Origin of the sequence: Thermococcus gammatolerans EJ3, assembly GCF_000022365.1 — an archaeon.
GTDB classification, from domain to species: Archaea; Methanobacteriota_B; Thermococci; order Thermococcales; family Thermococcaceae; genus Thermococcus; species Thermococcus gammatolerans.
In genome coordinates this window covers 805,937-829,647 of sequence record NC_012804.1, presented here as the reverse complement: position 1 = coordinate 829,647, position 23,711 = coordinate 805,937, and the positions used below count along the sequence as shown (strand labels likewise).

The 23,711-nt window shown below is 51.5% G+C and carries 31 protein-coding genes; 25 read left to right on the top strand and 6 right to left on the bottom strand.

The features are described 5' to 3' along the window. Nucleotide 1 precedes the first annotated feature (1 nt). From TGAM_RS04545 to TGAM_RS04495, 11 genes are all read left to right on the top strand, one after another. Complete coding sequence (locus tag TGAM_RS04545; protein ID WP_148206266.1) at nt 2-607, top strand: hypothetical protein; 606 nt, start codon at nt 2-4, stop codon at nt 605-607. 33 nt (nt 608-640) lie between these two features. Next, nucleotides 641-877 carry a hypothetical protein gene (locus TGAM_RS04540; protein WP_048811134.1) on the top strand — a complete coding sequence of 79 codons (237 nt, stop codon included), beginning with the start codon at nt 641-643 and terminating at the stop codon, nt 875-877. Nucleotides 878-992: 115 nt separating this feature from the next. Beyond that, the gene (locus TGAM_RS04535; RefSeq protein ID WP_015858506.1) at nt 993-1,634 is read left to right on the top strand and encodes a hypothetical protein; all 642 of its coding nucleotides are present in this window, start codon (nt 993-995) and stop codon (nt 1,632-1,634) included. Between the two features lie 90 nt (nt 1,635-1,724). Next, a complete protein-coding gene (locus TGAM_RS04530; protein WP_015858505.1) occupies nt 1,725-2,366 on the top strand; it encodes a hypothetical protein in 642 nt (213 codons plus the stop codon). Beyond that, nucleotides 2,320-2,658, top strand: a complete 339-nt coding sequence (locus tag TGAM_RS04525) for a hypothetical protein (protein WP_015858504.1) — start codon at nt 2,320-2,322, stop codon at nt 2,656-2,658. Before TGAM_RS04530 ends, TGAM_RS04525 begins: the two co-directional genes overlap by 47 nt. A gap of 2 nt (nt 2,659-2,660) precedes the next feature. After that, nucleotides 2,661-3,239: a hypothetical protein gene (locus tag TGAM_RS11320; RefSeq protein ID WP_015858503.1), complete on the top strand. Its 579-nt coding sequence runs from the start codon at nt 2,661-2,663 to the stop codon at nt 3,237-3,239. Nucleotides 3,240-3,279: 40 nt separating this feature from the next. Continuing rightward, complete coding sequence (locus TGAM_RS04515; RefSeq protein ID WP_148206265.1) at nt 3,280-3,939, top strand: hypothetical protein; 660 nt, start codon at nt 3,280-3,282, stop codon at nt 3,937-3,939. A gap of 76 nt (nt 3,940-4,015) precedes the next feature. After that, on the top strand, nt 4,016-4,321 hold the full coding sequence (locus tag TGAM_RS04510; protein WP_169302017.1) for a hypothetical protein: 306 nt from the start codon (nt 4,016-4,018) through the stop codon (nt 4,319-4,321). Between the two features lie 345 nt (nt 4,322-4,666). After that, on the top strand, nt 4,667-4,960 hold the full coding sequence (locus TGAM_RS04505) for a hypothetical protein (protein WP_048811132.1): 294 nt from the start codon (nt 4,667-4,669) through the stop codon (nt 4,958-4,960). 188 nt (nt 4,961-5,148) lie between these two features. Next, nucleotides 5,149-5,820 carry a hypothetical protein gene (locus TGAM_RS10955; RefSeq protein WP_015858499.1) on the top strand — a complete coding sequence of 224 codons (672 nt, stop codon included), beginning with the start codon at nt 5,149-5,151 and terminating at the stop codon, nt 5,818-5,820. A gap of 41 nt (nt 5,821-5,861) precedes the next feature. Next, nucleotides 5,862-6,062 (top strand): hypothetical protein, encoded by a 201-nt coding sequence (locus TGAM_RS04495; protein ID WP_015858498.1) that lies wholly within the window; start codon nt 5,862-5,864, stop codon nt 6,060-6,062. On the opposite strand, the gene TGAM_RS04490 is transcribed toward TGAM_RS04495, so the two are convergent. Beyond that, complete coding sequence (locus TGAM_RS04490) at nt 6,049-6,813, bottom strand: tRNA (adenine-N1)-methyltransferase (RefSeq protein ID WP_015858497.1); 765 nt, start codon at nt 6,811-6,813, stop codon at nt 6,049-6,051. The genes TGAM_RS04495 and TGAM_RS04490 overlap by 14 nt on opposite strands. Then, nucleotides 6,794-7,444: a DUF257 family protein gene (locus TGAM_RS04485; RefSeq protein WP_238516254.1), complete on the bottom strand. Its 651-nt coding sequence runs from the start codon at nt 7,442-7,444 to the stop codon at nt 6,794-6,796. The genes TGAM_RS04490 and TGAM_RS04485 overlap by 20 nt, the downstream gene beginning before the upstream one ends. Before the next feature lie 44 nt (nt 7,445-7,488). Between TGAM_RS04485 and TGAM_RS04480 the strand changes: the two genes are divergently transcribed. Further along, on the top strand, nt 7,489-7,818 hold the full coding sequence (locus tag TGAM_RS04480) for a signal recognition particle protein Srp19 (protein WP_015858495.1): 330 nt from the start codon (nt 7,489-7,491) through the stop codon (nt 7,816-7,818). A 1-nt stretch (nt 7,819) separates the two neighbouring features. On the opposite strand, the gene TGAM_RS04475 is transcribed toward TGAM_RS04480, so the two are convergent. Further along, on the bottom strand, nt 7,820-8,062 hold the full coding sequence (locus TGAM_RS04475; RefSeq protein ID WP_015858494.1) for an Lrp/AsnC family transcriptional regulator: 243 nt from the start codon (nt 8,060-8,062) through the stop codon (nt 7,820-7,822). A 237-nt stretch (nt 8,063-8,299) separates the two neighbouring features. On the opposite strand from TGAM_RS04475, the gene TGAM_RS04470 reads away from it, so the two are divergent. The 5 genes from TGAM_RS04470 to TGAM_RS04450 all read left to right on the top strand — a co-directional run bounded on the left by TGAM_RS04470 (nt 8,300) and on the right by TGAM_RS04450 (nt 14,645). After that, nucleotides 8,300-10,447: an ABC transporter substrate-binding protein gene (locus TGAM_RS04470; protein WP_015858493.1), complete on the top strand. Its 2,148-nt coding sequence runs from the start codon at nt 8,300-8,302 to the stop codon at nt 10,445-10,447. Between the two features lie 66 nt (nt 10,448-10,513). Continuing rightward, nucleotides 10,514-11,515, top strand: coding sequence for an ABC transporter permease (locus TGAM_RS04465; RefSeq protein ID WP_015858492.1), 1,002 nt, complete (start codon nt 10,514-10,516; stop codon nt 11,513-11,515). Between the two features lie 11 nt (nt 11,516-11,526). Continuing rightward, nucleotides 11,527-12,687, top strand: coding sequence for an ABC transporter permease (locus tag TGAM_RS04460; RefSeq protein WP_015858491.1), 1,161 nt, complete (start codon nt 11,527-11,529; stop codon nt 12,685-12,687). Then, complete coding sequence (locus tag TGAM_RS04455) at nt 12,680-13,660, top strand: ABC transporter ATP-binding protein (protein WP_015858490.1); 981 nt, start codon at nt 12,680-12,682, stop codon at nt 13,658-13,660. The genes TGAM_RS04460 and TGAM_RS04455 overlap by 8 nt, the downstream gene beginning before the upstream one ends. A 10-nt stretch (nt 13,661-13,670) precedes the next feature. Next, nucleotides 13,671-14,645, top strand: a complete 975-nt coding sequence (locus TGAM_RS04450) for an ABC transporter ATP-binding protein (protein WP_048811131.1) — start codon at nt 13,671-13,673, stop codon at nt 14,643-14,645. Here TGAM_RS04450 and TGAM_RS04445 read toward each other — a convergent pair. After that, the gene (locus TGAM_RS04445; RefSeq protein ID WP_015858488.1) at nt 14,640-15,203 is read right to left on the bottom strand and encodes a hypothetical protein; all 564 of its coding nucleotides are present in this window, start codon (nt 15,201-15,203) and stop codon (nt 14,640-14,642) included. The two genes, TGAM_RS04450 and TGAM_RS04445, sit on opposite strands and share 6 nt — an antisense overlap. A gap of 72 nt (nt 15,204-15,275) precedes the next feature. On the opposite strand from TGAM_RS04445, the gene TGAM_RS04440 reads away from it, so the two are divergent. Then, nucleotides 15,276-17,438, top strand: a complete 2,163-nt coding sequence (locus tag TGAM_RS04440; RefSeq protein WP_015858487.1) for an ATP-dependent DNA helicase — start codon at nt 15,276-15,278, stop codon at nt 17,436-17,438. Here TGAM_RS04440 and TGAM_RS04435 read toward each other — a convergent pair. Further along, nucleotides 17,431-17,778 carry a hypothetical protein gene (locus TGAM_RS04435; protein ID WP_394295130.1) on the bottom strand — a complete coding sequence of 116 codons (348 nt, stop codon included), beginning with the start codon at nt 17,776-17,778 and terminating at the stop codon, nt 17,431-17,433. The two genes, TGAM_RS04440 and TGAM_RS04435, sit on opposite strands and share 8 nt — an antisense overlap. A 91-nt stretch (nt 17,779-17,869) precedes the next feature. On the opposite strand from TGAM_RS04435, the gene TGAM_RS04430 reads away from it, so the two are divergent. Then, nucleotides 17,870-18,442 carry a dephospho-CoA kinase gene (locus tag TGAM_RS04430; protein WP_015858485.1) on the top strand — a complete coding sequence of 191 codons (573 nt, stop codon included), beginning with the start codon at nt 17,870-17,872 and terminating at the stop codon, nt 18,440-18,442. On the opposite strand, the gene TGAM_RS04425 is transcribed toward TGAM_RS04430, so the two are convergent. Then, nucleotides 18,411-19,217: a ZIP family metal transporter gene (locus TGAM_RS04425; RefSeq protein WP_015858484.1), complete on the bottom strand. Its 807-nt coding sequence runs from the start codon at nt 19,215-19,217 to the stop codon at nt 18,411-18,413. The genes TGAM_RS04430 and TGAM_RS04425 overlap by 32 nt on opposite strands. Before the next feature lie 70 nt (nt 19,218-19,287). Between TGAM_RS04425 and TGAM_RS04420 the strand changes: the two genes are divergently transcribed. The 6 genes from TGAM_RS04420 to TGAM_RS04395 all read left to right on the top strand — a co-directional run bounded on the left by TGAM_RS04420 (nt 19,288) and on the right by TGAM_RS04395 (nt 23,706). Further along, complete coding sequence (locus tag TGAM_RS04420) at nt 19,288-19,704, top strand: RNA-binding domain-containing protein (protein WP_015858483.1); 417 nt, start codon at nt 19,288-19,290, stop codon at nt 19,702-19,704. A gap of 83 nt (nt 19,705-19,787) precedes the next feature. Next, the gene (locus TGAM_RS04415) at nt 19,788-20,243 is read left to right on the top strand and encodes a 30S ribosomal protein S15 (protein ID WP_015858482.1); all 456 of its coding nucleotides are present in this window, start codon (nt 19,788-19,790) and stop codon (nt 20,241-20,243) included. A 28-nt stretch (nt 20,244-20,271) separates the two neighbouring features. Further along, entirely contained in the window at nt 20,272-21,702 is a 1,431-nt protein-coding gene (locus tag TGAM_RS04410; RefSeq protein WP_015858481.1) for a single-stranded-DNA-specific exonuclease RecJ, read from the top strand. Next, a complete protein-coding gene (locus TGAM_RS04405; protein WP_015858480.1) occupies nt 21,692-21,952 on the top strand; it encodes a KEOPS complex subunit Pcc1 in 261 nt (86 codons plus the stop codon). The genes TGAM_RS04410 and TGAM_RS04405 overlap by 11 nt, the downstream gene beginning before the upstream one ends. A 15-nt stretch (nt 21,953-21,967) precedes the next feature. After that, nucleotides 21,968-22,570, top strand: a complete 603-nt coding sequence (locus tag TGAM_RS04400) for a 30S ribosomal protein S3ae (RefSeq protein ID WP_014121360.1) — start codon at nt 21,968-21,970, stop codon at nt 22,568-22,570. A 98-nt stretch (nt 22,571-22,668) separates the two neighbouring features. Continuing rightward, nucleotides 22,669-23,706 carry a lysyl aminopeptidase gene (locus TGAM_RS04395; RefSeq protein WP_015858479.1) on the top strand — a complete coding sequence of 346 codons (1,038 nt, stop codon included), beginning with the start codon at nt 22,669-22,671 and terminating at the stop codon, nt 23,704-23,706. The last annotated feature ends 5 nt before the right edge of the window (nt 23,707-23,711 follow it).

Genomic DNA, 23,711 nt, shown 5'->3' with positions numbered 1-23,711 from the left:
AATGAGGTGCAGACTTCGTGGAAAATTCATTGAGATTGAAATAGATATGGAATCCTTTGAGCCAGAACCATTTCCCGGCCGTTTTCCTATTCTTTTTTTGGTGGCTGGGCATGAAGTAGGGGGATACCCCGATGAGGGATGGCTTGGCGACTTATATGCTCTCTTTCAGGATCTACTTCTCTGTACTAGAGATCTCCTGAAGTACCCTGAAAGTTGTTTTAACAAAAGGAAAAACGCTGAGAATGACGGTTTTGATTTATTGCCTGATAGCTATGTCTGCGGGCCAATACTTGACCTTGATTTTAACACGTATTATCTCGAAAGAAAAGGGGAATTGTTGCGTTTTCATTTCATAAATGAGGCTCCCAGATACATTTCCTCAAAGAACCCTCTTCAGGGCACCATTGAATTACTGTTTGAGGCCTTCGTCGCCGATATTCTCAAAATAAGCGAGGAGTACCTTGAAAAATGCTTCCCAATAGAAATGGAGATTAAAGCCACGCAATATGACGGATTTGCAGAGGAAATTTCTCGGCTTAGGCGATACCTAGAAAACCTCATACAAGAAATTAAAACAGAGCTGGATTTAAGCATTGCATTATATTGAAAAACGACCTTCTGGCCATTGGGTCAGAAAATCATGGTGAACGGTGAGGTTAAGCAACTTCCTAAGGTCTTTAATAGTGAGGAGGAGTTAGTGGAGTTTTTGAAGGAAGTTGTGAACAAGGCGCTCAAGGATCCAGATTATGCGAGTAAGTTCAATGGTGGAGGGAAGGTTGTACTGACAGTTGATCTTAATTGGAATAAATGTAGAAGGAATCGAAGAGGTCGAATTAGTGTTCCCAAAAGCAAAAGGCTCCTCCAACTACTACCTTAAGACAGCATATCCCACAAGAGGCAACAAAGTTCTCGAATATCGGAAATGGAGCAGAGAATGGGTAGTAACTGGATAGACTACCTATTTCATTTTCCATCGGTATGGAGGTGATAATATGGACACACTTAAACTATCAAGCAAACACATCTATATAGAAGCGGATTTAAGGAAGTTTTACGGGGGAGCATATCCGTTTCCTGTTGTTATGTTGGTGGACGGCCACGTTATTGTAGGCATGTGTTGGGAAAAATGGAGTTCTGGAAAGCTGACTGGAGCACCCGGGGATCCTTACGGGATTGTGCAGGACTTGCTTGACAGCATCAGGTTCTTTATGAGAGCAAAACCAGGAGAGCTTGTGGGTGTAAAGAGGGACACAGTTAGGGAATACGGCTTTCATGTGGAAGAAGACTCTCTAATTTACTCTGCAACATCCATAGCGGACTCTGTCTACATTTTCCTCGAAAGAACGAAGGATATCGTGAATGTGCATTACTACAACAGACTCCTTGACGAAACTGACTGTCCGGAATTCAAGGAGAAGCAAAAAGGCACCATCGAACTACTATTTGCGGAATTTGTCGAAGATGTGCTCAGAATTTCAGGGGAATATCTCAAAAACTATGCAAGTATAATAGAACAGATCATGATGGAGCGAGGGGAGGAACCATATGATCACGATGTCCTCTGGAAATGGTACCAAGAAATCAAAGAGTCGCACAAAAAAGAATTGAAATTTTTGAAGGCAAATGTGATTTAATTAGAAGATGGGGCGTTTGTCTTAAGGACTGCTTATCCTAAGGAGGGTAGTGCGGTGTGGGAGTACAATAGGTACAGGGTGAAAAAATGATTGAGTATTGAGTATTTTGATTTAAAGGAGAGGCACGTGTTCGTAAGGGCCTGGACAGAGTACGTACCCTCCCCAGACCCCTTCACTTTAGTTTTTATCATCGACAACACAATACTCCTTGGAACCTGCTGGAACAACAAACTAGAAGGAGCCGAGGCTGACGTTTACGGGTTTTTTGAGAGTTTGTTAACTGCCTGTTATTACTTTTTACAGCCAGAACACCCACACGTTCAAAAAATAACTAAATTCGACAGAGAGAATGCGGAGAAAGATGGGTTTGAGTTGAAGGATGAGGTTGTTGTGTACCAAGTGTCTGAGAGGTCGGGCATGTACTACTTCTGCTCCAACGGAAAAACAGCGAGAATCTACTATCACAATGAACTCCTTGAATTTACTGACTGTCCGGAATTCAAGGGCAGGCACAGGGGTGTTGTTGAGCTTCCTCTCAAAGAGTTCATTGAGGATGTTTTGAAAATCAGCAGGGAATACTTAGAAAAATACGCTCCGGTCATCGAGGAAGTCCTGCATGAGCACGGGATATGGTCCGATGATTATGACTTCCTCCAAAAGTTCTATCGCGAAGTAAAAGAGTTGTATGAGAAGAGGTTTGGCTCAGAAACCCATAGGGAACAGTCGGGCTAAGCAGTTGCCGAAGGTCTTTAACAGTGAGGAGGAGCTGGTAGAGTTTTTGAAGGAAGTGGTGAACAAGGCTCTCAAGGATCCAGATTATGCAAGTAAGTTCAACGGTAACGATAAAGTTATACTAACAGTCGATCTTAAAAAACTCGGCATAAGAAAAGATGGAATTGATGTTGTGGAGTTCGTATTCCTGAAAGAGAAAGGAGGAAACAGTTACTATCTGAAAACAGCCTATCCCAAAGCAGGTTCAGCAGTTGCAAAGTACGTCTCAACAATTGGTAGGTGGGTGAGCTAAACATGAAAAATCTAGCCAATTCCATAACTCTCAAGGGAACCCATATTGAGATAACCATAGACATCTCAACCTTTAACACAGCAGAGCCTGCCTTTCCCTTTCCAATTATTTTGATCGTAAACAGACAAATTTTGGCCGGGACATGCTGGAGCAGGGAAGGTGGGAAACTAACCGGACAGCCGGGGGACCCCTACGGGTTACTCCAAGAACTCCTAAACGTATTGAAGTCAGTGCTACAAAAACAAGCCGAATATAGAACAACGTTGTTCATATACTTCAGTGATTATCTATTTAAATGTGAGGATGAGAGCAGTTTGCTGATATATTACAATAACGAGCTTCTATCTTACACCGACTGTCCGGAATTCAAGGGTAAGCATAGGGGTGTTGTTGAAGTTCCTCTTAAAGAGTTCGTTGAGGATGTCTTGAAAGTCAGCAAGGAGTACTTGGAGAAGTACGTTCCTGTTATTGAGAAAATCAGGCTTGCGCATGGAGAAGAGCCTGATAATTACGATAGCCTTTGGGGGCTCTACAGTGAAGTGAAAGAGTTGTATGAGAAGAGGTTTAAGTCAGAGTCTTGAGCTTTGAAGATGGGGTGTTTGTCTTGAGTGGAGAAGGGTGATGCCCGTGGAGAAGATTGTAATTAAGGGTAAGCATATTTACTTTGAGGTTGCGCTAGGCTGGTTTAAGGAGGCCGAAGTTTACGATCCTTTCCCAGTTATTTTACTTTTTGATGAGCACGTCCTGGTTGGACAGTGCTGGACTCCAAAAGGCGGAAAACTCCAAGGAACATGCACGGATCCTTTAATTGTCCTCGATGGGCTGGTTTGGGGGCTTGATGGAGCTTTACTAGAACCTGATGAACAGGGAGGCTGCAACAGACATCGAGAAATGGCTAGAGAGTATGGTTTCAACGTTGCCAATGACACTCCCATATACCGTTCAGTACTGGCGATGCAATCTTATGTTTTCTTTGAGAGGATTGGGGATAGTGTGAAAATCCATTATTATAATGGTCTTCTTGAGGGGACTGATTGTCCGGAGTATAAGGGTAAGCATAAGGGTACTATTGAGGTTCCATTAATCGAGTTTGGGGAGGATGTTTTGAGGGTTTTTGGCGAGTACTTGGAGAGGCACTACAAGCGCGTTGAAAAAGTCAGACAAGAAGCCTACGGATACAACAGAATGGATGAGTATAAGCTTTATCTAAAGCAATACTTAGAGGATTTAGAGGACTGGAAGACACTGAAAGAGAAATTAAAGGTCAGCAAAAACAAATGAAAATCTTAAAAAGTGTGATCTTCTCAGATAATTACCTAATTTTTTAGTGCTTGGTTTATTGGGGCAGAAAATCATAGTGAACGGTGAGGTTAAGCAACTTCCTAAGGTCTTTAATAGTGAGGAGGAGCTGGCAGAGTTCCTTGATGAAGTACTGGAGAGGGCACTCAAAAATCCGGACTATGCGAGTAAGTTCAAGGAGGGTAGTGTTACCTTAACTGTTGAACTTTCGGACGTTGGCATTTACAAGGAGGGCATAACATCAGTAGAGTTTGCATTCGAATACAAAAACGGTATCCACTACCTAAAGACGACATATTCGAAAACAGGATACAATGTTTGGGCTTACAAACCATGGAAAAGAGTTATAGAGCCTGTGGGGTGAAGGACATGAAAGAGGTAGTCCTCCGAGGAAAGCACATTTCACTGAAGATATACCTTAAAAAGGCCCTTGATTTAGTCTTTCCTTTTCCAATTCTTCTTTTTAATCGATGATAATCTAATCGCCGGAACCTGCTGGATTGGAAAGGATGGAAATAAAGAGCTGTATCCAATTCAGGGGGATCCTGCAGGAATTATTCAGGAGTTTCTCTACTGCTGTGATTTCCTTATTAACAGTGAAAAACTTGAAGGAGGAGGTTTTATCGGTAACCTCAGGGAGTATGCGCGAAAACTAGACTTTCCTATAAAGAGAAATACAAAGCTGTACTTTACAAGCCTAGTGATATACTTGGGCGAGTACATCTTCGAACTTGATGGGAATATCATAAATGTCCATTACAACAACATTCCTCTAAAGGATACGAACTGCCCAGAATTTATAGGAAACTGGAAGGGGACAGTGTCTGTCCCCCTGAATGATTTCGTGCAAGATGTACTAAGTCTCTCCAAAAAGTACATCGAGGAAATAGCTCCGGTAGAGGCTAAAATATTGGTAGAGCTGGGAGAAAAAGAAGAGGTCATTGCTGCCAAATTGGCTCTCCTCAGGAGGTTAAGAAGAAGAGTAGAATTCAGCGAGGTATAATGGGTTTTAGGAGAGACAATATTTTCATGAAAAAACGGACAGTGGGCTTGGAATACATGTTGAGGGGATAGAAAAAATTACACTGGAGTTCAGCCGTGAAGGAGATTATTATGTCCTTAAAACGGCTTACCCAACGCGAGATGGGGCTATCTATCAGTATGAAAGCTGGAGTAGGAGGTGGGTAATCAATGGATGAAAACCCACAAAAAATAATCCTTAAAGGAAGACACCTCCGCATTGAGATTAGCTTAGACAAGTTCAATGAAACAGAACCAATTCTCTCCTTTTATACCCTTATACTTTTTGGTGAACAGATAATAGCTGGAATGTGCTGGAGAATTCTGGGAAATAACTTAATGGGAACCTACGGAAATCCAGATGGGATTATTCAGGAACTTTTATTCTGCTGTTTATCCTTGCTTGATCCGCGTTTTAGAGAGAACGGAAACTTGGGAGGTAATGTAAGAAAGTATGCCAGAGAACTTGGATTCAACGTTGGAGACTCCACTCCCCTTTATGGGACGGACCTCCTAACTTACTCGGCCAATGTTTTTTTCGAATTAGTCGGGAACACATTAAGGATACACTATTACGAAGACTTATTAGCCAACACAGATTGCCCGGAATTCAAGGGCAAGCACAAGGGTGTTGTTGAGCTTCCCCTCAAGGAGTTTGTTGAGGACGTTTTGAAGATCAGCAAGGAGTACCTGGAGAAGTACGCTCCGCTTATTGCAAAAATTCGGCTTGAGCACGGGAGAACTCCCGAGAAGTACGACTACCTCTGGGAGCTTTACCAGGAAGTTAAAGAGCTGTACGAAAAGAGGTTCGGATCAGATAATAAGGGCATGCCGGAACGGTAAACGTTAAAAGCCTGATTGAGAGGAGTGCAGGGGGAAGAAAGATGCGAGAACTTTACAAAATCTTCATAATCCTCACCGCGATATTTATCTTCTGGCCCGTGCTCTACGGAAGCTTGGAGGCCCTCAGGAGAATTCCCGGGAACCCAACCCTCCAGGCGGTGATAGGAACCATAGTCTTCGGACTGCTTGCGTACGCAACCTATGAGGAGAACAGTGAAAAAGAAGACGTTACAGCTTTCTGAGGAAGGTTATGTAGCCAGTGTGAGCGAGCATCGTCGTCTTCGGCCGCATGCACTCCCTCTTTACCTCGTGTTCCCTTACGAGAACCTCCACAACCCTTGGCCTCATGAAGTGCCCTCTGTACTCCTCCAAAGCCTGGAAGAAGCGGTGAACCTGGTTCATACACGGGGTGTAGGCGACGAAGTAGCCCCCGGGCCTCAAAACGTCCACCGCGTACGGGAGGACGTTCTCGGGCTGAGGCAAATCCAGAACGATGTGATCAACGCTCTCCTCCTCTATGCCGTCGTAGATGTTTTTGTTCTTGAGGGTTACTCTCTCGGAGAAGCCGGCAAGCTCGATATTCTTTTTCGCTATCTCGTAGAAGTCCTTCCTGACCTCGTAGCTTATGACCTTGCCATGCGGCCCAACGGCGTTCGCGAGGAATATCGTCAAAGCCCCGCTCCCGGCTCCGGCCTCTATAACGGTGTCCCCCGGTGAGATTCCTGCGTAGGCTATGATTATGCCCGCGTCTTTGGGATGGACTATCTGGGGCCCGCGCCTCATCTTCGCTATTATGTCGTTGATGTCGGGCTTGAGCGCCACGAATGTCTCTCCCCTGTGGCTCTCTATCCTGCTCCCGTAGGGCTTCCCTATGAGCTCACCCAGCCTGAGGATTCCGAGGTCGGTGTGGAACTCCCTCTCCTCAACCTTCACGAGGTAGCGTTTTCCCCTCTTATCGACGAGCAGAACCCTGTCACCGCTTCGTATCGTCACGCTCTTTACCCCCTTTTATGATCTGGCAGCCTTCCTCGGTTATTCTGATGACCCACGAAGATATCTCCTCGAGTATTGCCCTCTGCCGCCCGTCTATCGCATCGATGTTGAGGGGTACCACCGTTACCCAGTCCTCTATGGGAATTGTGCTTATGACGTTTAAGAGGTTGAACAGTCCAGAGGAACCGGTAAAGTACAGGTACTCAGACAGACCGAACACAACGGCGTACCTCGGTTTTCGGGGGAGGCTAAGGGCCCGGTGAACCATGGAGTAGTAAGCCTTGAGAAAACTCTCGGTGTCCGTGTAGACCTTCTCCTGGCCGACGATCCTGCCGTAGCTCGCCCCTCCGGGCCCTATTTTGAACAGGTAAATGTTCTTCTTTGATTCAATGAGCTTTTTGTACTCCTCACTAACGGCCGATCGAAGGTAGTTCCTGAAGGTTATGTCCCCTATCCCGTAAAAGTCAAAGATTATGATGGTTTCATCGTTCAGGATATGGTGTGTTATGCTCTGCCACAGTATCTTCGAGATCGGCACGTTTGAGGTGTACTCAACCAGAACCCTATCGCCCGGCTGGAAGAGGGGGATTATCTTGGATATTTTTTCATATTTTAGCATCGTCCTCACCACAATGGTTTTTAAAGCTTCAAAATTTTAAAAGTTTGGGTGGTGAAATGCCGCGGTTCGTAGTGTGGCCCAGCGAATTTGACGCGAGGCTCTCCAAGAAGTACGGAAGGAGCGTTCCAAAGAACATTGCCATCAAGTCCCCGACCCTCAGGGAGATCGAGGATGCTGCAGTTGCCCTCGGTTTCAAGGTAGTGGAGAAGGATCCATCAAAGCTCAATCCCCGGCTCTCGGGCCTCGAGGAAGAGTATCGCTCAAGGGGTGTTCTTGTCATAGAGGCACCGCACGGAAAGGTGAAGAGCCTCAAAATGATCGCCGAAAAGATACGTGAACTAAGGAAACGGGCAGAGGTAAGGAAACACAAGCGGAAGAAGCGCTGAATCACTCCTCTTCCATTTCCACTACTATTGCGGTTGTCGTGTCTATAACACCGTCGATGTTGTGTATGTCGTGGAGTATCTTTCTGGTTAGCTCTCCAAGGTCGTTTGCCTCAATGTAAACGATCGCGTCATAGGGGCCTGTGACTGCATCCGCCTTGATGACGCCGGGTATCTGCTTCAGGGCCTCTATAACGCTTTCAACTTTTCCGATCTCAATAGTCAACAAAACATAGGCCTTGACCATATCAAATCACCTGTGGAGTTTTTACGGTATTCTCTTGTCTCGGGGGTAATTTAAGCTTTTCGCAATTTGCTCCCGGAGTGCGAAGGCAGAGAACTCAACGGAGCACAGCTTTTACCAATGATTCACTATACATCTCCGTGTCAAAGTGCTGGCTCTTATATCCATATGTGCGCATCGAAAGATTTATTATAGTCATGAGGCACACTTATAGTGCAGATACCCCTGAGGTGATACCCAATGAGAACCAAAAGCCAGGTACTGGCTGTTTTGGTAGTGTTTTTGGTGGCTTTTTCAGTCGTGGCCAGCGGCTGTATCGGTGGTGGCGGAGGCGGCACGAGCTCAAGCCCAACGCAGAGCTCGAGTCCAAGCCAGACTCAAACGTCCAGCACAACTACCACAAGCACACAAGCGAAATTGACACCCCAGATACTCGAGATGGATAAGGTCTACGTTATAGAGACTGACAAGAGTGTTATAATCGTCGGTCCGAAGGGTGAGAACCCAACCGCCCAGATCCCAAGCGGCGTGAAGACCATAAAAATCCAGTACGAGGTAGATACCGAGAATACTCCCGATGTTAAGACCCTGATGGAGCAGGGTCAGGGATTCGGTGCCATTGACCCCGCCTTCTTCCGTGATGAACACGTTGATGCCCTCGTTATAGCCGCGAGGCGCGAGACCAACCCCGAGATCAGAACCGAGATATTCAAGGCCCTCTACATGCTCGGAAACAAGCTCGTGCCAGAGGTAATCCTCGGTCAGAACAAGCAGCTCCGCGTCTACTGGGAATGGGTGAAGGGCCGCTACTACCACCCGACCCTCGCGGAGCGCTACGACCTCCTCAGCGAGGATTCGAACGCTCCGTCCGTCGAGATCGGTATCAAGGACTACAAGAATGGCCCCGATACCTACGTTATAGCCACCATCGGCTGGCCGGAGAGCTTTGACCCGGCCATGACGTACGAGACCTTTGGATGGGAACTCTGGCACGAGATAGGTGACACGCTCGTTACTTACTGGAAGGAGAACACCGAGACCGTAAGCCCTGACCTGGCAGTTGCCTGGGCCCACAACGAAGACGGCACAGAGTGGTACTTCCTTATCCGTGGCGGCGTTAAGGCCTATGACCCCTGGAACGACAAGACCTACCCGATAGACGCAACCGACGTTGCCTTCACGTTCCTCCGCGTCGAGAGGCTTGGACACAGCGTCAGCTGGATGGTGGACAGCTTCATGGACGTCAACAACTCCCAGGCCATGACTGAGGAAGAATTCAACAACTACCTCAAGGATCACCCGCTCGTTGCCGAGTACAACGGTCAGGTTAAGGAGGTTCACTCACTTGACGAACTCAAGCAGTTCTTCGGCTACAACGGCGAGACTGCAGGTGTCTTCAAGCTCGTCCTTCCGAACCCGTACGCTCCGGTTCTAAGCATACTGGCCGACCCGTTCCTCAGCGTCGTCCCGATGGAGTACCTCCTCGGCGACAAGTACCAAGAGGCCCTGCAGGCCAGCAACAACGGCCATGACCCGAGCGCCTGGTGGAACTACCTCCAGTCTGGTAAGGATGACCCAACCCACCAGCTTATGCACCAGAAGCCCGTTGGAACCGGACCGTTCTACGTCAAGGACTACCAGGAGAACAGCTACATAGTCCTCGAGTACAACCCGCACTACTGGAACGCCACCAGCAACCCAGGCCACAAGTACGTTATCTACGTCATCAACAACGACGCTCAGGCAAGGATCAACCTGTTCAAGACTGGCACCGCCGATGTCGTTGCCATACCCCCTGAAAAGATGGAGAGCGTGAAGGGGCTTGAGCTCAACGGCTTCCACTCAGTTGTCAAGACCGACATCCTCCAGCCAATACTGACCTTCCTCGTCTTCAACACCCAGAAGGAGCCCTTCAATGACCCGAAGGTCAGGCAGGCCCTCGCCTATGCAGTTCCGTACGATCAGATAAGGCAGCTCGTCTACCAAGGACTCCTCGAGCCCAACTACGGCCCGATACCCAAGCCGTGGCCGGGTTACATGGAGGAGGGCATCATTAAGTACACTTACAACGTCAACAAGGCCAAGCAGCTCCTCCAGGAGGCTGGTGTTGACCCGAGCAAGTACAAGATCGAGCTCATCTACAACGAGGGCAACAGTGCCCGTGAGAAGATAATGACCCTCCTCCAGAACGTCTGGAGCCAGCTCGGATTCCAGGTCACGGTAAACAGCTACAACTGGCCGACCTACCTCAGCAAGACAGAGCACGGCGACTACGACGTCTACATCGTTGGATGGGTTCCGGACTACCTTGACTCGGACAACTGGGTTGGACCATTCCTCTATGGTGCCACAGAGTTCAAGAGCCTCGAAATCAACGTTTCCGGATGATATCTTTCTTTTCTTTCCCCTCTTATCGAGTATCGAGAACAACAAACTCCAGAGAGGTGAGCAAAGTTGGCGAACCTTAGGAAGTTCCTTGTGAGGAGGCTTCTTACGTTCATTCCAACGATCATCGGAGTTACTCTCATTGTGTTTATAATCGCCTACGTCATTCCAGCCGATCCGGCAAGGGCATGGGCGGGTGGAGAAAAGGCCACCCCCGAGGCCATTCAGAAGATAAAGGAACAGTACCATATGAACGACCCGTGGTACGAGCAGTACTGGTTTCTAATCAGCGGACTTGCCAAGAACAAGATCGTTGACCCAAGAACGTCAAACTACGTGTTTGATGATATTGGAAAGAGGTTTCCGGTGACGTTTGAGCTAACGTTGGTGGCGTTCTTCTTCATACTGATAATAGGTCTTCCCCTTGGTATACTGGCTGCCCTCAAGAGGAACACGTGGGTTGATACCCTCGTCAGGATTTTTGCCCTGACCGGAGTTTCCATGCCGATATTCTGGCTCGGTTACATGCTCATGTACATATTCTTCGTCAAATGGCGTGTTATAACACTCGCCGGTTTTCCTGCCCCTCCAGCCCATGAAATAACCCACATCCCCATGATAGACGCGCTCCTCACTGGAGATTTCAAGATCTTCAGCCAGCACCTTAACAGGCTCTGGCTTCCAGGCCTTACTCTTGGTTTTACGGGCTCGGGCGTTCTTGCCAGGTTCGTCAGAAACTCGTTCCTTGAGGCACTCAGCAGTGACTACGTGGCCTTCCTCAAGGCAAAGGGAGTTCCAAAGCTCAGGATATACCGTCACGCCCTGAAAAACGCCCTCGTGCCCATACTTACAGTTCTCGGCCTCCAGTTCGGTGGGCTGCTCGGCGGAACCCCAATAACCGAGACAGTATTTGGCCTACCAGGGATGGGCTCATACGTTCTCGACGCCATAAGGAACCTTGACTTTCCAGCGGTAGTGGCCATAACCTTCATCTTCGCCCTGATCTTCGTGACTACCAACCTGATAGTGGACATACTGTACGCGGTCGTTGACCCGAGGGTGAGGTACTGAGGTGGTGATAAATGTCACAGGAAGAGTACAAGAAGGGGATTCTTGACAGGTTTGCTGATAATCTCGTCGAGGGGATAGGCTCATTCATATCCCTCTTTAAGAAGGATTGGAAGAGGAAAAACCGCTCGAAGATGGAAGAGTGGAAGCTGATGCTCTACGCCCTCAACCGCTCACCCCCCGGATTAATAGGCCTAGTCCTGATAGGCATGTTCATCTTCCTCGGCATCTTCGGTCCAACTCTCGCACCTTGGAGCTACCGCTACTTCCCCGCCCTCGAGAACATGTCGACTTACCTTGCACCCCCGGGATCCCACGCTTACTTACCGTTTTCCAACAAGACGATATCCTACCCCCTCGGAGCCGACAATTATGGAAGGGATCTGCTGAGCCTGATCCTCTACGGGGCAAGAACGTCCTTCGTGATATCCATCATAGTCATTGTCCTTGGAGTGCCCCTTGGCATAATCCTCGGCCTCATAGCAGGCTATTACGGAGGGAAGATCGACGAGCTCATAATGCGCATAACCGACATGTTTCTGGCCTTCCCGGCGTTGATCCTCGCTATAGCGTTCTCGGCCGTCCTGCCCGAGAGACTTCAATCCTTCATCAGCAGTCACAAGGTCTTTGAGAGCCTGTTCCTAAAGATATTCGCGTTGAAACCGCAGGAAGCAGGAAACCTCGGAAAGCTGCTGGCGGTTATACTGGCAATGGTCATAGTCTGGTGGCCGGCATATGCGAGGATAACCAGAGGTTCAACGCTGACGGAGAGGGAGAAGCTCTACGTTGAGGCGGCAAGGGCAATAGGTCTGAGCTCCAGAACGATAATGTTCAAACATATCCTGCCGAACATCATCGGGCCGATTCTAGTTTACATAACCCTTGACTTCGGTGGAGTTATCCTCATGGAGGCCGGCCTGAGCTTCCTCGGCCTCGGTGCAACACCTCCAATAGCTGACTGGGGTAGGATAGTCTACGACGGCTCCCAGTACTTCCCCGAAAAATGGTGGCTTGTTACGTTCTCGGGATTTATGATCCTGCTCGTTGCCCTCGGATGGAACCTCCTCGGTGACACGCTCAGAGACATCCTCGATCCAAAGATGAGGCGGAGCATAGAGTTCAAGGTGAAGAAGCAGAAGCAGATGGAAGAGAAGGAGGGTGGGGAGAATGCCTGAACCCGTTCTCGAAGTTCGCGATCTCACGGTCCACTTCTACACCTACGCCGGTATAGTCAAGGCAATAGAGGGAGTCTCATTTGATGTTTACAGGGGTGAAACCTTTGCCCTAGTCGGTGAAACAGGCTGTGGAAAGAGCGTGACATCAAGGGCATTGACCCAGCTCATAGAAAGTCCAGGAAGGATCGTGAGGGGGAAAGTTATCTATCACAGGGAAGACGGCTCGACAGTTGACCTGCTCAAGCTCAGTGAGGAAGAGATCAGGGAGATAAGGGGTAAGGAAATAGCGTATATCTTTCAGGATCCACATGCATCACTGGATCCCCTCTACACCGTCGGCTATCAAATAGCGGAGGCAATGGTTGTCCACAGGACCGTGAAGGACTGGAAAGAAGGATTCAGAAGGGCAGTGGACATACTGAGGCGCGTTCTCATCCCCGATCCAGAGAACAGAGTCAAAAACTATCCGCACGAGCTCAGTGGAGGTATGAAACAGCGCGTTGTTATTGGAATCGGGGTTTCAAACGATCCAAAGATCCTGATAGCGGATGAACCCACGACTGCCCTTGACGTTACCGTCCAGGCCCAAATCCTCGACCTCATGAACAAGCTCAAAAAGGAGTACAACACGACCGTGATTTTAATCACCCACAACATGGGAGTCGTCGCAGAGATGGCAGATCGCGTTGCAGTCATGTACGCCGGCAAGATCGTGGAAATAGGCTCAGTGGATCAGATCTTCAAGAATCCCCTCCACCCGTATACAAAGGGCCTGCTGAGGGCTGTTCCAAACCCGCTGGCGAAGATAGAGAGGCTTGAGGCCATACCGGGAACAGTGCCAAACCTGATAACACCGCCCAAGGGCTGCCGCTTCCACCCGAGATGTCCCTACGCGACCGAGATCTGCAGGAAAGAAGTTCCAAAACTGAAGGAGATCGAACCGGGCCACTTCGTGGCCTGCCACCTGTACTGAGGTGATGGCGATGGAACCCCTGCTCAAGGTTGAAAACCTTAAGAAGTACTTCCCCGTCAGGGGGCTCTTCCGGACCATAGGATACGTCAAGGCCGTCGATGGAGTAAGTTTTGAGATAAACAGAGGTGAAACCTTTGGGCTCGTCGGCGAGAGCGGATGTGGAAAGACCACAACGGGAAGAACAATCCTGAGGCTCATAGAACCAACGTCGGGAAGGATAATCTTTGACGGAAAGGACGTTACCAAGCTGAGCGGTGAGGAAATGAAGGCCTTCAGGAGGAGGGCCCAGATAATGTTTCAGGATCCGTACTCCTCCCTGAACCCCAGGCAGACTGTTTTTGAAATCATAATGGAACCCGTTCGCTTCCACGGGATACCTGTTGACGATCCGGAGGAGTTCGTTATAGACCTGCTCGAGAGCGTCGGTCTCAACGAGATGCACCTTTACCGCTATCCCCACGAATTCTCCGGAGGACAGAGGCAGAGAATAGCCCTCGCGAGGCTCTTGGCCCTCAAGCCAGAGTTCATTGTACTCGACGAGCCCACCTCTGCCCTAGACGTCTCGGTTCAGGCGAACATACTCAACATGCTCAAAGATCTCCAGAAGAAGTACGGGTTCACATACCTATTCATAAGTCACGACCTCGGTGTCGTCAAGTACATGAGCCACCGAATGGGCGTGATGTACCTCGGAAAGCTCGTTGAAGTCGGTCCAGCGGAGAAGATCTTTGAGAACCCACTGCATCCCTACACCCAGATGCTCCTGTCGGCGATTCCCGTTCCCGATCCGGAACTGGCGCAGGAACTCAAGAGGAAGCGGATGAAGATAGAGGGAGAACCTCCGAGCCCAATAAACCCGCCGAAGGGCTGCCGCTTCCACCCGAGATGTCCCAGGGTTATGGACAGGTGCAAGAAAGAGGAGCCTCCTCTGGTGGAGGTTGAGAAGGATCACTACGTCGCCTGCTGGCTTTACGCCAAATCATAACCCCCCTTCTTTTTTCAACACTTCATGGAGGGCCCTTCTAAAACCCGCGTCGTCTTCGTAAAGCTGTGAATAAACTGGATCCACGGGTCTACCTTTCACTATCTCCAGCCTGAAAACGGACCATCCGAGGGGCTCAACGAAAAGGTCATCCAGATCGGCAGGGCCCTTTATCCCGAGGACGTGTTCCACTATTGAGAGGGCCAACAGGGCCCGCCTCACCCTCCCGGCAAGTTCCTCGTCCCGCTTCAGGTTCTTAATATAGCCGGAAGGAATACCCAGAAAGCGAAGTATATTCCAGCGTCTCATGTGTCGGCCCCTTTCATCAAAACTTCTGCCGGTGAGTTCGTACAGCTCAAGGGCCAACTCCCTGAGGACTTTCCCCACGTTGCTTGGGGTCACGTAGGAGTCCCCGTAGGCTCGGGGAACAGGTTTCGGTGGCATCTTCCTCAGCAGGGCGGCCCTGTGCTCAACCCTCTCAAGGGCAGGGTAGAAGTAGCCGTCTATCCCATAAACCCCAGATCTCGTTCTGAAGAGCACATAGGGTACCTCTACGGCCATCGCACATCCCGCCTAGTGTAAGACAATAGACATATAAAACCGCCGATCAAAGGGATGTGGAGCTGAGGGTAGATGAAGGTTGATGAACTTCCCGTTGACGAGAGGCTTAAGGCAGTCCTCAAGGAGAGGGGCATAGAGGAACTCTACCCACCGCAGGCGGAAGCATTGAAGAGCGGTGCCTTAGAGGGCAGAAACCTCGTTCTGGCAATCCCAACGGCGAGCGGAAAAACTCTCGTGAGCGAGATAGTTATGGTGAACAAGCTCATCCAAGAGGGGGGCAAGGCAGTCTACCTCGTCCCCCTCAAGGCCCTGGCGGAGGAGAAATACCGAGAGTTCAAGGAGTGGGAGAAGCTGGGTCTGAAGGTCGCGGCAACCACAGGAGACTACGACTCAACCGACGACTGGCTTGGGCGGTACGACATAATAGTCGCCACCGCCGAGAAGTTCGACTCCCTTCTCAGGCACGGCGCGAGGTGGATTAACGACGTTAAGCTCGTGGTTGCCGACGAGGTTCACCTAATAGGCTCCTACGACAGGGGAGCGACGCTCGAGATGATTCTGACGCACATGCTCGGCAGGGCGCAGATATTGGCCTTGAGCGCCACCGTCGGCAACGCGGAGGAGCTGGCTGAGTGGCTCGACGCTTCCCTCGTCGTCAGCGATTGGAGACCCGTTCAGCTGAGGCGAGGAGTTTTCCACCTCGGAACGCTAATCTGGGAGGATGGGAAGGTCGAGAGCTATCCCGAGAACTGGTACTCCCTCGTGGTCGATGCTGTGAAGAGGGGCAAGGGTGCCTTAGTTTTCGTCAACACGAGGCGCTCGGCTGAGAAAGAGGCTTTGGCGCTCTCGAAGCTGGTCTCAAGTCATCTTACCAAGCCTGAAAAGCGGGCCTTAGAAAGTCTCGCCAGTCAGCTTGAGGACAACCCCACGAGCGAGAAGTTAAAGCGGGCCCTCAGGGGCGGCGTTGCCTTCCATCATGCAGGGCTGAGCAGGGTTGAGAGAACCCTGATAGAGGACGCCTTTCGCGAGGGCCTAATTAAGGTAATCACAGCGACGCCGACCCTCTCGGCTGGGGTGAATTTACCTTCATTCAGAGTAATAATCCGCGACACCAAGCGCTACGCGGGCTTCGGCTGGACCGACATTCCCGTTCTGGAAATCCAGCAGATGATGGGTCGCGCTGGAAGGCCGAGGTACGACAAATACGGCGAGGCCATAATAGTGGCGAGAACAGACGAGCCCGGCAAGCTAATGGAGCGCTACATCCGCGGGAAGCCCGAGAAGCTCTTCTCGATGCTCGCCAACGAGCAGGCCTTCAGAAGTCAGGTTCTGGCTTTAATCACCAACTTTGGAATCAGGAGCTTCCCCGAGCTCGTACGCTTCCTTGAGAGGACTTTCTATGCCCACCAGAGGAAGGATTTGAGCTCGCTTGAGTACAAGGCGAAAGAGGTGGTCTACTTCCTAATAGAGAACGAGTTCATTGACCTGGACCTTGAGGACAGGTTTATTCCGTTGCCCTTTGGAAAGAGAACCTCCCAGCTCTACATAGACCCTCTCACGGCCAAGAAGTTCAAAGACGCCTTTCCTGCAATCGAACGGAACCCAAACCCCTTCGGGATCTTTCAGCTCATAGCCTCAACCCCCGACATGGCGACTTTAACGGCCAGAAGGCGCGAGATGGAGGACTACCTTGACCTGGCCTATGAGCTCGAGGACAAGCTCTACGCGAGCATACCCTACTACGAAGACTCGCGCTTCCAGGGCTTCCTCGGTCAGGTGAAGACTGCCAAGGTTCTCCTCGACTGGATTAACGAGGTTCCCGAGGCGAGGATTTACGAGACCTACTCGATAGACCCCGGCGACCTCTACAGGCTTCTTGAGCTTGCCGACTGGCTCATGTACTCGCTCATCGAGCTCTACAAGCTCTTCGAGCCGAAGGAGGAAATCCTGAACTACCTCCGCGACCTGCACCTTCGCCTGAGGCACGGGGTTAGAGAAGAGCTCCTCGAACTCGTCAGGTTGCCGAACATCGGAAGGAAGAGGGCGAGGGCTCTCTACAACGCGGGGTTTAGAAGCGTTGAGGCGATAGCGAACGCAAAACCTGCGGAGCTTTTGGCGGTCGAGGGAATAGGTGCCAAAATCCTCGACGGAATCTACCGCCACCTTGGAATCGAGAAGAGGGTAACGGAAGAAAAGCCAAAGCGAAAGGGGACTCTGGAGGACTTCCTCAGATAGCCTCTCCCTCTCCCCTTCCACTCCAAAGGACGAAAACGTTTCTGCCCGGATTCAAACCGCTCTCGTGGGCCCTCTGATAGAGCTTTCCGCCCGTTCTCTGCCCGAGGAAGTAGGCAAGAACGAAGACGAGTATCAGCGGCGCCCCGCTGGAGTTCCAGCTGAGCCCCGCCAAGTGCCTCAGCACCACGACCAGCGGGACAGGAAGGTGAACAGCCAAAGCCCACTCCAGCCTGTTTCCCGTCCTCTTGGCATGGGCTCTCCAGAAGCCGAACGGTATGTTTACCAGAAACGTTACTATGGGGCCGATGATAAACCAGTTTACGTTCATCTTTCCCACCATGATGGTTTTCATACTGAACCTTAAAAAGTTTTGCCCCCCTAACAGGACTCAACCTTTTTAAATCCTTCCCGAGCTACTCGGGGTGGGCTCAATGATAGTAATAGTCACTGGAATGCCCGGTTCAGGTAAGAGCAGGATTGTGGAGGAATTCGAGAAGAGGGGCTTTCCCAGCGTTTCTCTCGGCGACATCGTCCGCGAGGAGACCGTAAAGCGGGGCCTCGAGCTCACCAAGGAGAACGTCGCCAAGGTAAGTATAAGGTTGAGGCAGGAGCTCGGTCAGAACGCCGTTGCCAAGCTCGCGGTCGGGAAGGTGAGGGTTCTTTTGGAGAAGAGCCCGCTCGTGGTCATAGACGGCGTCCGTTCCCTCGACGAGGTGGGAACCTTTAGGGGGGCCTTTCCTGAGGAAAAAATCATCATCGTTGCTGTCCACACGCCACCAAGGCTCCGCTTCGAGAGGTTAAAGGCAAGAGGAAGGCACGACGACCCTCAAACTTGGGAGGACTTCGAGGAGAGGGACTGGAAGGAGCTCCGCTTTGGAATCGGTGGCGTTATAGCGATGGCCGACCACATGCTGATAAACGACGGCTCGAAGGAGGAGTACGAGAAGAAGGTAAAGACCCTCGTTGAGAAAATCATCCGAGGGCTGAATCGAGGAGGAGCATGACGTAGAAGCCCGCGAAGAAGCCCAGCGTGACGAGGGTCTCGCTCTTCTCCCCCTTGTATATCTCCGGAATCATCTCCTTGACGGTGACGTAGAGCATTGCCCCTCCTGCGAGGCCGAGGCCGTAAGGTAGCGTCCAGGCGAAGGAAGTGAAGAAGACCGCGCCGAGGATTACCATGACCATCTCGGCCAAACCGCTCAGGACGCCGATGAGAACAGGGCCGAGGCTCTTCTTCTGTATGACAGCGAGCGGGAGCGAGACGACGGTTCCCTCGGGGAAGTCCTGAATGCCTATCGCTATTGCCGTAACGAGGCCGACCTCCAGGTTGTAGACGAGGGACGTCCCAACCGCCAACCCCTCGGGCAGGTTGTGGATTATGAGCGCGAAAACGAGGAGCCAGACCTTTCTCAGCTTCTCCTTCATTCCCTTCGGACCCTCGTAGCCCCTGACGAGGTGTTCGTGGGGCAGAAGCCTGTCAACGGCGTAAATCAGCAGGACGCCGAGGGCTATTCCCAGGGCTACGGGCGGAAACCCGGCGCTCTCTATTCCCGGCAGAATGAGCGAGGTGAACGAAGCCACAATCATAACCCCGGCCGCGAAGCTGAGCGAGAAGTCAACGCCTTCAGCCGGGAGCTTTTTTGCGAAAAGCGCCACCATCGCTCCGAGCGACGTCATGAGCGCGACGAATAGGCCCGCGTAGAATGACACCCATATCAGGCTTCCCCCGCTGAGGTTGAGGAGGTACTTAGCGAGTCCCTCGATGAAGCCTTCTAACATATTTCGGCCACCCTAATTATCTGGGCGGTTGGGTTTATAAGCCTTCTTTCGACCTTAGCCCGGTGAGAGCATGGAGGAGCTGTTTGAGGAAGTCGAGCTTGAGGCGTACGTTTACCCGACCGAGGACATCGAGAAGGTAAAGAGGGCCATGCTGAACCTCGTGCCCGATTTAGAGTTCGAGGCCTTTGACCGGGGCGATTACGTAATACTCACGGGAAAGACGAGGAGCAGGAAAGCTCTCAGCAGGCTCTACGAGCTGTTCAGAGGGCAGGCGATACTCGACACGGCAAGGAGTTTCCTCGAGGAGGGCTACTTCGGCGAGGAGATAATCGTCAAGGTGAACAAGCAGGCGGCCTACGCGGGAGTTGTGAACTTCAACGAGGAGAGCCCGCTCGGCCCGATAACGATAATAATCCGCACGAAGAACCCGAGGAAGCTTATGAAGTGGCTCGCCCCGAGGACAAAGGACGGCGTGCCGATTGAGTGAGGAGAAAGGTTTTTAAATTTCCGGCCACTTTCTGAGCCGAAGGGGCGGCTGGCGGGAGCTGGCCGTCACCGGGAGGTGGTTGTATGGCAAGAATGCACGCGAGAAAGAGAGGTAAGTCAGGCTCGAAGAAGCCCCCAAGGAGCGCTCCCCCGGCGTGGGTCGAGTACACGGCGGAGGAGGTTGAGGCTCTGGTTGTAAAGCTCAGGAAGGAAGGTTACAGCGCGGCCATGATAGGGACGATTCTCCGTGACCAGTATGGAATACCCAGCGTCAAGCTGATAACAGGGAAGAAGATCACCAAGATCCTTGAGGAGAACGGCCTCGCACCTGAGATACCGGAGGATCTGATGGCCCTCATCAGAAAGGCAGTCAACCTCAGGAAGCACCTCGAACAGCACCCGAAGGACAAGCACTCCAGGAGGGGTCTCCAGCTCACCGAGAGCAAGATCAGGAGACTCGTTAAGTACTACAGGAGAACTGGAAAGTTGCCCGCCAAGTGGCGCTACGATCCGGAGCAGGCCAAGCTGCTCGTCCGCTGATCCCTTTCCTTCTTCTTGGTGATGCCCAGTGGATAAGAACGCCTTCTTGGAGCGGGCGAGAGAAGGGGCCGAACTCATCAAGATGCACATCGAGTTAGGACACACCATAAGGCTTGTCTCCCACCGCGACGCCGACGGCATAACAGCCGGAGCTATCCTGGCCAAGGCGATAGCAAGGGAAGGTGGCAGCTTTCAGCTCAGCATCGTGAAACAGGTAAGTGAGGAACTCCTCAAAGAGCTCGCCGAGGAGAGGAGAGATGTCTACGTATTCAGCGACCTCGGGAGCGGCTCAATCGAACTGATAGATAAGTACCTTGATTTTGCAACGGTTGTCGTTATCGACCACCACCCGCCCGAGAGGGAGAAGTTCTCAGTTGATTCACACCTTCTCGTCAACCCCGTACCGTTCGGCGCCAACAGCGTCCGCGACCTGAGCGGTTCAGGAGCCGCATACTTCGTGGCCAGGGAGATGAACCGGGCCAACAGGGAGCTGGCCTACATAGCCATTGTCGGTGCCGTCGGGGACATGCAGGAGATAGACGGAACCTTTCACGGGATGAACCTCGATATAATTGAGGACGGCAAAGAGCTCGGCATACTCGAGGTCAGGAAGGAGCTCCGTCTCTTCGGAAGGGAGAGCAGGCCCCTGAGACAGATGCTAGCATACGCCACCAACCCAGAGATACCTGAAATCACCGGGGACGAGAGAAAGGCCATAGAATGGCTCCGGGCGAGGGGCTTTGACCCCGACAAACACTACTGGCAGCTCCGCGAGGAGGAGAAGAAGAGACTTCACGATGCACTCGTTCTCCACATGATAAAGCACGCCGTCCCGAAGGAGATGATAGACCGGCTGATAGGCGACGTCGTAATCAGCCCACTCTACCCTGAAGGGGATGTGAGGCACGAGGCGAGGGAGTTCGCAACGCTCCTCAATGCTACGGGTCGGTTGAACGCTGGAACGCTTGGAGTTGCCATATGCCTCGGCGACGAGGAGGCCTACAGAAAGGCCCGGAAGATGCTCGACGATTACAAGAGGGAACAGATTGAGGCTAGGAAGTTCATAATCCAGAACTGGAGCATGGCTGAGGAAGGAGAGCACGCCTACGTTTTCTATGCCGGCAAGAGCATACGGGACACTCTGGTGGGCATAGCGGCCAACATAGCTATAAACGCCGGTCTGGCTGATCCCGAGAAGCCTGTGGTGGTCATAGCGGACAGCGAGGAGGATGAGAACCTCGTCAAGGGATCTGCCAGAACGACAGAGAAGGCTCTGGCCAAGGGCTATCATCTCGGGGAGGCCCTCAGGGAAGTTGCCGAGAAGCTCGGTGGTGAGGGCGGCGGTCACGCGATAGCGGCTGGGATACGCTTCCCCAAGGAAAGGATAGACGAGTTCATAAAGCTGTTCAACGAGGCTCTGGCAAAGCAAGTGGCCGGAGGAAAGGACAGTGAAGATTGAGGCTCAGGCTGAGATCACCTGGAGGTACGGGGATGAGAAAACTGCGAAGGCCGTTGCCGAGGCTGTTCAGGTTGATAACGAGTCCATGCCAGCTAAACTAAAGAAAAGTTTAAATGTGGAAACCCGATGGGTTGATGGGATCGTAAGGACAAAGATTAAATACTCGGGGGATATTGAGACCCTCATCAAGGCTCTCGATGACCTTGTGTTTTCGGTCAAGATCGCCGAGGAAATCGCCGAAAAGGTGTGAAGTGGAGGTGTTAAGATGGCAAGAGCTAATCCGAGAAGAAGGGCCACCGCGGCCAAGGATAAGTGGAAGATGAAAGAGTGGTTCGTCGTTTACGCTCCCGACTTCTTCGGGAGCAAGGAGATCGGCCTCACACCAGCTGACGAACCCGAAAAGGTCATAGGAAGGGTTGTTGAGACCACCCTGAAGGATCTCACCGGAGACTTCACCAAGGGCCACGTCAAGCTCTACTTCCAGGTCTACGACGTCAAGGGCCAGAACGCCTACACCAAGTTCAAGGGGCACACTCTGGCGCGCTCATACATCCGCTCGCTCGTCAGGAGGAGGACGACGCGCGTTGACGGGATATTCAACATCACAACCAAGGACGGTTACAAGCTGAGGGTCATGGGCATGGTCATCGCCTACAGGAGGATTCAGACCAGCCAGGAGAGGGCGATAAGGAGGATCATCCAGGACATCATATACAAGAAGGCAGAGGAGCTCAACTTCGCTGACTTCGTTCTCCAGTCGGTCAACGGCCAGATAGCTAGCGAAATAGCAAAGGAAGCGAGGAAGATCTACCCGATTAAGCGCGCCGAGATCCGGAAGATCAAGGTTCTGGCCGAACCGGAAGCCTGATCTCTCCCACTTTTCTGATTCATTCGTTTTCCCCATAAGGTAAACCTTATTAAGCCACCCGAACACATTCAGATGAAGATCTAAAGGAGGCGAAAACCATGGTGAACCTCGAACTGCTCAAGAAGATCGTTGAGGCCCCCGGCGTTTCTGGCTATGAGTTCCTCGGAATAAGGGACGTCGTTATGGAGGAGCTCAAGCCCTATGTCGACGAGATCAAAGTGGACAAGCTCGGAAACGTTATAGCTCACAAGAAGGGCAGCGGGCCAAAGATCATGATCGCCGCCCACATGGACAAGATAGGTGTCATGGTCAACCACATAGACAAGGAGGGCTACCTTCACATCGTTCCAGTCGGTGGCGTTGACCCCAGAACCCTCGTTGCCCAGAGGATAAGGTTTTTCACAGAGAAGGGTGAGAGGTTTGGGGTTGTCGGCCACATACCCCCCCACCTTCAGAAACCCGAGGACAGAAAGAAAGCGGCGAACTGGGACACCATCGTTGTGGATGTTGGCGCTGAGGGCAAGGAAGAAGCAGAGGAGATGGGTTTCCGCGTTGGAACCGTTGGCGAGTTCGCTCCGGCTTTTACTCAGCTAAACGAGAACAGGATTGCAACGCCATATCTCGACGACCGCGTTTGCCTCTACGCCATGATAGAGGCCGCCAAGGCCGTTGAGAACCACGAGGCAGACATCTACTTCGTCGCCTCCGTGCAGGAGGAGGTCGGTTTGAGGGGTGCTAGAGTTGCCAGCTATGCCATCGATCCCGAGATAGGCATTGCGATGGACGTCACCTTTGCCAAGCAGGTCGGCGACAAGGGCAAGATTGTGCCCAAGCTCGGTGGGGGCCCGGTCATGGACGTCGGCCCAAACATCAACCCCAAGGTTCGTGCCTTTGCCGACGAGGTTGCAAAGAAGTACAACATCCCACTCCAGGTGGAGGCATCTCCAAGACCGACAGGAACCGACGCCAACATAATGCAGATCAACAGGGAGGGCGTTGCAACTGCTGTCCTCAGCATACCGATACGCTACATGCACAGTCAGGTCGAAACTGCCGACCTGAGGGACATCGACAAGACCATCGAGTTTGCCAAGCACTTCCTTGAGGAACTCAGGCCAATGAACCTCATCCCGTGAGGGGA

Coding starts and splice junctions, on each gene's coding strand:
- TGAM_RS04545 (WP_148206266.1), top strand. CDS start 2: ATGAGGTGCAGACTTCGTGGAAAATTCATTGAGATTGAAATAGATATG.
- TGAM_RS04540 (WP_048811134.1), top strand. CDS start 641: ATGGTGAACGGTGAGGTTAAGCAACTTCCTAAGGTCTTTAATAGTGAG.
- TGAM_RS04535 (WP_015858506.1), top strand. CDS start 993: ATGGACACACTTAAACTATCAAGCAAACACATCTATATAGAAGCGGAT.
- TGAM_RS04525 (WP_015858504.1), top strand. CDS start 2,320: ATGAGAAGAGGTTTGGCTCAGAAACCCATAGGGAACAGTCGGGCTAAG.
- TGAM_RS11320 (WP_015858503.1), top strand. CDS start 2,661: ATGAAAAATCTAGCCAATTCCATAACTCTCAAGGGAACCCATATTGAG.
- TGAM_RS04515 (WP_148206265.1), top strand. CDS start 3,280: ATGCCCGTGGAGAAGATTGTAATTAAGGGTAAGCATATTTACTTTGAG.
- TGAM_RS10955 (WP_015858499.1), top strand. CDS start 5,149: ATGGATGAAAACCCACAAAAAATAATCCTTAAAGGAAGACACCTCCGC.
- TGAM_RS04495 (WP_015858498.1), top strand. CDS start 5,862: ATGCGAGAACTTTACAAAATCTTCATAATCCTCACCGCGATATTTATC.
- TGAM_RS04480 (WP_015858495.1), top strand. CDS start 7,489: ATGCCGCGGTTCGTAGTGTGGCCCAGCGAATTTGACGCGAGGCTCTCC.
- TGAM_RS04475 (WP_015858494.1), bottom strand. CDS start 8,062: ATGGTCAAGGCCTATGTTTTGTTGACTATTGAGATCGGAAAAGTTGAA.
- TGAM_RS04470 (WP_015858493.1), top strand. CDS start 8,300: ATGAGAACCAAAAGCCAGGTACTGGCTGTTTTGGTAGTGTTTTTGGTG.
- TGAM_RS04460 (WP_015858491.1), top strand. CDS start 11,527: ATGTCACAGGAAGAGTACAAGAAGGGGATTCTTGACAGGTTTGCTGAT.
- TGAM_RS04455 (WP_015858490.1), top strand. CDS start 12,680: ATGCCTGAACCCGTTCTCGAAGTTCGCGATCTCACGGTCCACTTCTAC.
- TGAM_RS04450 (WP_048811131.1), top strand. CDS start 13,671: ATGGAACCCCTGCTCAAGGTTGAAAACCTTAAGAAGTACTTCCCCGTC.
- TGAM_RS04445 (WP_015858488.1), bottom strand. CDS start 15,203: ATGGCCGTAGAGGTACCCTATGTGCTCTTCAGAACGAGATCTGGGGTT.
- TGAM_RS04440 (WP_015858487.1), top strand. CDS start 15,276: ATGAAGGTTGATGAACTTCCCGTTGACGAGAGGCTTAAGGCAGTCCTC.
- TGAM_RS04435 (WP_394295130.1), bottom strand. CDS start 17,778: ATGGTGGGAAAGATGAACGTAAACTGGTTTATCATCGGCCCCATAGTA.
- TGAM_RS04430 (WP_015858485.1), top strand. CDS start 17,870: ATGATAGTAATAGTCACTGGAATGCCCGGTTCAGGTAAGAGCAGGATT.
- TGAM_RS04425 (WP_015858484.1), bottom strand. CDS start 19,217: ATGTTAGAAGGCTTCATCGAGGGACTCGCTAAGTACCTCCTCAACCTC.
- TGAM_RS04420 (WP_015858483.1), top strand. CDS start 19,288: ATGGAGGAGCTGTTTGAGGAAGTCGAGCTTGAGGCGTACGTTTACCCG.
- TGAM_RS04415 (WP_015858482.1), top strand. CDS start 19,788: ATGGCAAGAATGCACGCGAGAAAGAGAGGTAAGTCAGGCTCGAAGAAG.
- TGAM_RS04400 (WP_014121360.1), top strand. CDS start 21,968: ATGGCAAGAGCTAATCCGAGAAGAAGGGCCACCGCGGCCAAGGATAAG.
- TGAM_RS04395 (WP_015858479.1), top strand. CDS start 22,669: ATGGTGAACCTCGAACTGCTCAAGAAGATCGTTGAGGCCCCCGGCGTT.